The organism is Anaerovibrio sp. (assembly GCF_051866355.1).
Lineage (GTDB): Bacteria > Bacillota > Negativicutes > Selenomonadales > Selenomonadaceae > Anaerovibrio.
The window spans coordinates 7945-13152 of the sequence record NZ_JBJDWZ010000099.1 but is presented as its reverse complement, the minus strand read 5'-3'; the positions used below and the strand labels follow the sequence as shown (position 1 = coordinate 13152).

The 5208-nt window shown below is 52.4% G+C and carries 5 protein-coding genes; all 5 read left to right on the top strand.

Annotated features, from left to right (window positions below; genetic code table 11):
- The first annotated feature begins 211 nt into the window (after window positions 1-211).
- The 5 genes from ACI3UA_RS05450 (at window position 212) to ACI3UA_RS05430 (ending at window position 5199) form a co-directional block, all read left to right on the top strand.
- Window positions 212-940 carry an N-acetylmannosamine-6-phosphate 2-epimerase gene (locus tag ACI3UA_RS05450; RefSeq protein ID WP_439723820.1) on the top strand — a complete coding sequence of 243 codons (729 nt, stop codon included), beginning with the start codon at window positions 212-214 and terminating at the stop codon, window positions 938-940.
- Between the two features lie 216 nt (window positions 941-1156).
- Complete coding sequence (locus ACI3UA_RS05445) at window positions 1157-2074, top strand: dihydrodipicolinate synthase family protein (RefSeq protein ID WP_439723819.1); 918 nt, start codon at window positions 1157-1159, stop codon at window positions 2072-2074.
- A 103-nt stretch (window positions 2075-2177) separates the two neighbouring features.
- Window positions 2178-3683 carry a sodium:solute symporter gene (locus ACI3UA_RS05440; protein ID WP_439723818.1) on the top strand — a complete coding sequence of 502 codons (1506 nt, stop codon included), beginning with the start codon at window positions 2178-2180 and terminating at the stop codon, window positions 3681-3683.
- 112 nt (window positions 3684-3795) lie between these two features.
- Window positions 3796-4245, top strand: a complete 450-nt coding sequence (locus tag ACI3UA_RS05435; RefSeq protein WP_439723817.1) for a YhcH/YjgK/YiaL family protein — start codon at window positions 3796-3798, stop codon at window positions 4243-4245.
- A 75-nt stretch (window positions 4246-4320) separates the two neighbouring features.
- Window positions 4321-5199 (top strand): ROK family protein, encoded by an 879-nt coding sequence (locus tag ACI3UA_RS05430; RefSeq protein WP_439723816.1) that lies wholly within the window; start codon window positions 4321-4323, stop codon window positions 5197-5199.
- The last annotated feature ends 9 nt before the right edge of the window (window positions 5200-5208 follow it).

Genomic DNA, 5208 nt, shown 5'->3' with positions numbered 1-5208 from the left:
AAACTGAAATTTTCCTGCGGAAAGAACTTTCCTTGGCAGCAGGAAAAACTGTACTTATACCATGTATTTTAGGTTATTTTTGCGTATATATTGAAAGTAATTTCCAAAAGTGACGATAAGATTGACTTGTTCTTTCACCGACCATATAATGTGCATAGAATCAGGAAATGAGATGTGAAGAAGAAATAAAAAATACACAGGGGGAGAAATCATGAATAGAAATGCAGAGCTGTGGCAGGATGCGGGTATGGCGGAAAAAATAGCTTCATTGAAGGGCAAGCTGATAGTTTCCTGTCAGGCATTGCCGCATGAGCCGCTTCATTCGTCCTTTATCATGGGGCGCATGGCTGTGGCGGCACAGGAGGGCGGTGCCAGGGGCATCCGTGCCAACACGGTGGAGGATATCAGGGAAATTCAGCAGAATGTGAATCTGCCGATTATCGGCATCATCAAGCGGGACTATGAGGGGGCGGAGGTGTACATCACCCCTACCATGCAGGAGATTGATGAGCTGATGGAGGTAAAGCCGGAGATCATCGCGCTGGATGCCACCATCAATTCCCGTCCCGGCGGCATTACGCTGGATGAGCTGTTCAGGGCGGCCAGGGCAAAATATCCGAAGCAGCTTTTTATGGCTGACTGTTCCACGGTAGCAGAGGCCGTACATGCAGATGAGCTGGGCTTTGATTTTATCGGCTCTACCATGGTGGGCTACACGCCTCAGAGCAAGGGGGACAAAATCGAGGCAGACGACTTTGCTATTCTGCGTGACATCATTGCCAAGGTAAAGCACCCTGTCATAGCGGAGGGCAACGTGGATACGCCGGAAAAATTAAAAAGGGTTATTGAGCTGGGGGCCTACTGCGCCGTGGTTGGCTCGATTATCACCCGCCCGCAGGTCATCACCAGAAGGTTTGCCGATGCGTTGGAAAATGACTGACAGCCGTGCCGCGGCATGAGGGGATGCGCGAAAAGGCAGTCAGGCTGATATAGCTGCCGGCGCGATAATGAGGCATTGGCTAACCTGACAATTTTAAAATTTGGCAATCTGCCAATGAGATAATTTGCCAATGATAATTTGATAATTGGTTCCGTCAATGGATTAGTTTAATGGATTAGTTTAAAAGAGAAGTTGCAGAAAAGGGGAAAAGCAATCATGAGAAATTTGGACAAGTACAAGGGCGTTATTCCGGCATTTTATGCCTGCTACGATGAGGCTGGCGAAATCAGCCCGGAGAGGGTGCAGAAGCTGGCACAGTATTTCATTGATAAGGGCGTCAAGGGCGTGTATGTCAACGGTTCTTCCGGCGAGTGCATCTATCAGAGCGTCGAGGATAAGAAGATTGTACTGGAAAATGTCATGAAAGTAGCAAAGGGCAAGCTGACCGTTATTGCCCATGTGGCATGCAACAACACCAAGGACAGCATGGAGCTGGCCCGCCATGCAGAGAGCCTGGGCGTGGATGCCATTGCCTCCATACCGCCAATTTATTTCCGTCTGCCGGAGCATGCCATTGCCAAATATTGGAATGACATTAGCTCCGCGGCGCCAAAGACGGATTTTGTTATCTACAATATTCCACAGCTGGCAGGCGTGGCACTGACCAACAGCCTTTTTGCAGAAATGAGGAAGAATCCGCAGGTAATCGGCGTGAAGAATTCCTCCATGCCGGTGCAGGATATCCAGATGTTCAAGGCGGCGGCCGGTGAGGACTACATCGTGTTCAATGGCCCTGATGAGCAGTTCATCAGCGGCAGGGTAATCGGTGCCGAGGCAGGCATCGGCGGCACCTATGGCGTAATGCCGGAGCTGTTCCTGAAGATGGATGAGCTGGTGCGCGAGGGCAGGCTGGCAGAGGCAATGCCGATTCAGTACGCCGCCAATGAGGTTATTTACAAGATGTGCTCCGCTCATGGCAACATGTATGCCGTAATCAAGGCCATGCTGAAAATCAACGAGGGGCTGGATATCGGCAGTGTCCGTGCGCCGCTGGCTGAGCTGACTGAGGCAGATGCCGCGATTGTTGAGGAAGCGGCTAAAATGGTCCGTGAGGCACGGGAGAAGTTTTTGTAAGATTGAGATATAGAAATAGGCTTTTGTAAGGTGTCGCAGGCGGGGCAGGTGCTTGGGGAAAGCGCCTGCCGCCTGCGGGGTGTCGTAAGAGAGGGGTATATTAATGCAGGGGTTTACAAATATAGACTTGGCAGTGCTGGTAATCTACCTGATTGCGGTTCTGCTGTTCGGTGTCCATTTTGCTAAAAAGGACATGAAGGGGAAGGAGTATTTCAAGGGTGACGGCACAATTCCCTGGTGGGTTACTTCCGTGTCGATTTTTGCGACACTGCTGAGCCCGATTTCCTTTTTGTCGCTGGTGGGCATATCCTTTGCCGGGACGTGGCTGATGTGGTTCGCCCAGCTGGGCATGATTCTGGCGATTCCGCTGACTATCCGTTATTTCCTGCCGATTTACAGCAAGCTGGACATTGACACGGCGTATCATTATCTGGAGCTGCGGTTCAAGAGCAAGGCGCTCCGGGTGCTTGGTGCAATCATGTTCATCATCTATCAGATTGGCCGCATGTCCATCATCATGTACCTGCCGTGCATGGTACTGGCAAGCCTGACCGGGCTGGATGTGAATGTGCTGATTATTGTCATGGGCATTATCGCGATTATCTATTCCTACACAGGCGGATTGAAGTCCGTGCTGTGGACTGACTTCATGCAGGGCTCCGTACTGCTGGTAGGCGTAACCTTCGCCTTTGTGTATCTTCTGTACCATCTGGACGGGGGCTTTGGCTCCATCATGACGGCTTTCACCAGCGAGGACAAGTTCCTGTCACCAACCCAGCCGCTGTTTGACATCAATATCCTGAAGGACAGCGTGTTCATCATGATTGTGGGTGCCGGTTTCAACACCATGGGCTCCTATATTTCCAGCCAGGACATTGTACAGCGCTTTACTACTACGACGGATATGAAGAAGCTGAACAAGATGATGCTGGCCAACGGCGGCCTGTCCATCTTTATCGCCACTGTATTCTACCTGATTGGTACGGGACTGTACAAGTTCTATCAGGCAAATCCGTTGCCGGCTGCTGCGGCGCAGGATCAGATTTTTGCTTCCTACATCTCCTTTGAGCTGCCTATTGGCATGGCAGGCCTCCTGCTGGCGGCAATCTACGCGGCGGCACAGTCCACCCTGTCCACGGGGCTGAACGCGGTGTCCTCCAGCTGGACGATGGATATTCTGGCTACCCTTTCCAAGCATGAAATCTCCTTTGAGCGGCAGACGCAGATTGGCCGCTGGGTATCCCTTGCGGTGGGTATTTTCGCCATCGTGGTTTCCATGGTGCTGGCCAATGGCGGCGTAAAATCCGCTTATGAGTGGTTCAACGGCTTCATGGGGCTGGTGCTGGGCATTCTGGTAGGCGCCTTTATTCTGGGAGCGTTTACGAAGGTGGCCAATGCCGCAGGTACCTTCGTGGCCTTTTTGGCGGCCACAGCGGTTCTGGTATTTGTCAAGTATTTCCTGCCGCCGGGCACTGTTACCTTCTGGTCCTACTCCATTATTTCCATCATCGTATCACTGGTGGTCGGCGTACCTGCCAGCATGCTGTGGAGCAGGCTTACAGGCCGCAAATATCAGGTGCCGGAGCATACCACCATTTATGACACCTGATGAAGCATGGTTGAGGCAGTATAATCAGTGAAGCATAGTTGATAAAGGCTTTTGATAACCTGTGGCCGCTGGCGCACAGCGGCTGCAGGGGCCTGCGAAAGGAGCTATAGAGATGATTTTTGGCAATATAGACAATCTGGCGGAGTATGATTTTTTGCCGGAAAAGGTGCAAAAATGTTTTGCCTATGCCCGTGAGCATGATTTGCTGTCCTGCGGCAAGGGCTCCCATGAGATTGAGGGGCAGGAGCTTTTCTTCAATCGCGCGGAGTACATGACTGCCGGGACAGAGGAAAGGTTCTGGGAGGCACACAGGGCGTACCTTGATGTGCACCTGATTTTGTCCGGCACGGAGCGGATTGATTTGAATTTTATCGGCAATCTGTCCGCAGGAAAGTATGTGGCAAAGGATGATTTTCTGACGCTGGAGGGTGAGAAAAATGCTTCCGTGACCCTGCGGCCGGGGGATTTCCTCATCTGCTATCCGGGGGACGGGCACATGACCGGGGTGCAGGCTGGCGAGCCACAGCTCGTCAAAAAGGTGATTTTCAAGGTAAAAATCTAAGCGCTTCATGTTATAATATAGGCAACAAAATATAGGCAACAAAACAGGTAGCAAAAACAGGCAGGGGGCAGGCAAATGTATATCGCAATCGACATTGGCGGTACGGCTATCAAATACGGGCTGGTGGATAAAAATGGCGTTTTAACGGAGCGCAATGAGCTGGCCACCGAGGCGCATCTGGGAGGTGCGTCCATCCGCGGCAAGGTGCTGGACATTGTGGAGCATTATATGGCAAAGCGTGAAATCAGGGGCGTGGGTATCTCCAGTGCCGGTATGGTGGACTGCGAAACAGGCAGGATAATTTATGCCAATCCCCTGATACCGGCGTACACCGGCATCAATCACAAGGTGGCAGTGGAAGAGCGGTTTCATATTCCCTGCGAGGTGGAAAACGACGTGAACTGCGCCGGGCTGGCCGAGGGCATGGCAGGTGCGGCAAAGGGGGCCCACAGTGCCGTGGTGATGACGGTGGGAACCGGCATCGGCGGCTGTCTGATTGCAGATGGCAGGGTGTATCACGGCTTTTCCAACAGTGCCTTTGAGGTGGGCTACATGCACATCGACAAGGGGGAGCGGTTTGAGCGGCAGGGTGCCACCAGTGCCATGCTGGAAAGGGTGGCCGCCGCCAAAAAGGAGCCTGTGGCAGAATGGAACGGCAAAAAGGTGTTCAGCCTGGCCAAGGAAGGTGATGCCGTCTGCCGGGAGGCCATTGACAATATGGTGGATGTACTGGCAAGGGGCATAGCCAACGTGTGCTATATTATTAATCCGGAAGTCGTAGTGCTGGGGGGCGGCATTATGGCACAGCAGGAGTATCTGGCACCGCGGCTGAACGAGGCTCTGGACAGGTATCTGGTGGAAAGCGTGCGGAAAAACACCAGGCTGGCCTTTGCGGCACTGGGAAATGATGCCGGTATGCTGGGAGCTTACTATAATTTCGTGGCACGGCATTGAGGTGGCTTA

Excerpts from the sequence above, each read along its gene's own strand:
- ACI3UA_RS05450 (WP_439723820.1), top strand. The coding sequence starts at position 212 with ATGAATAGAAATGCAGAGCTGTGGCAGGATGCGGGTATGGCGGAAAAA.
- ACI3UA_RS05445 (WP_439723819.1), top strand. The coding sequence starts at position 1,157 with ATGAGAAATTTGGACAAGTACAAGGGCGTTATTCCGGCATTTTATGCC.
- ACI3UA_RS05440 (WP_439723818.1), top strand. The coding sequence starts at position 2,178 with ATGCAGGGGTTTACAAATATAGACTTGGCAGTGCTGGTAATCTACCTG.
- ACI3UA_RS05435 (WP_439723817.1), top strand. The coding sequence starts at position 3,796 with ATGATTTTTGGCAATATAGACAATCTGGCGGAGTATGATTTTTTGCCG.
- ACI3UA_RS05430 (WP_439723816.1), top strand. The coding sequence starts at position 4,321 with ATGTATATCGCAATCGACATTGGCGGTACGGCTATCAAATACGGGCTG.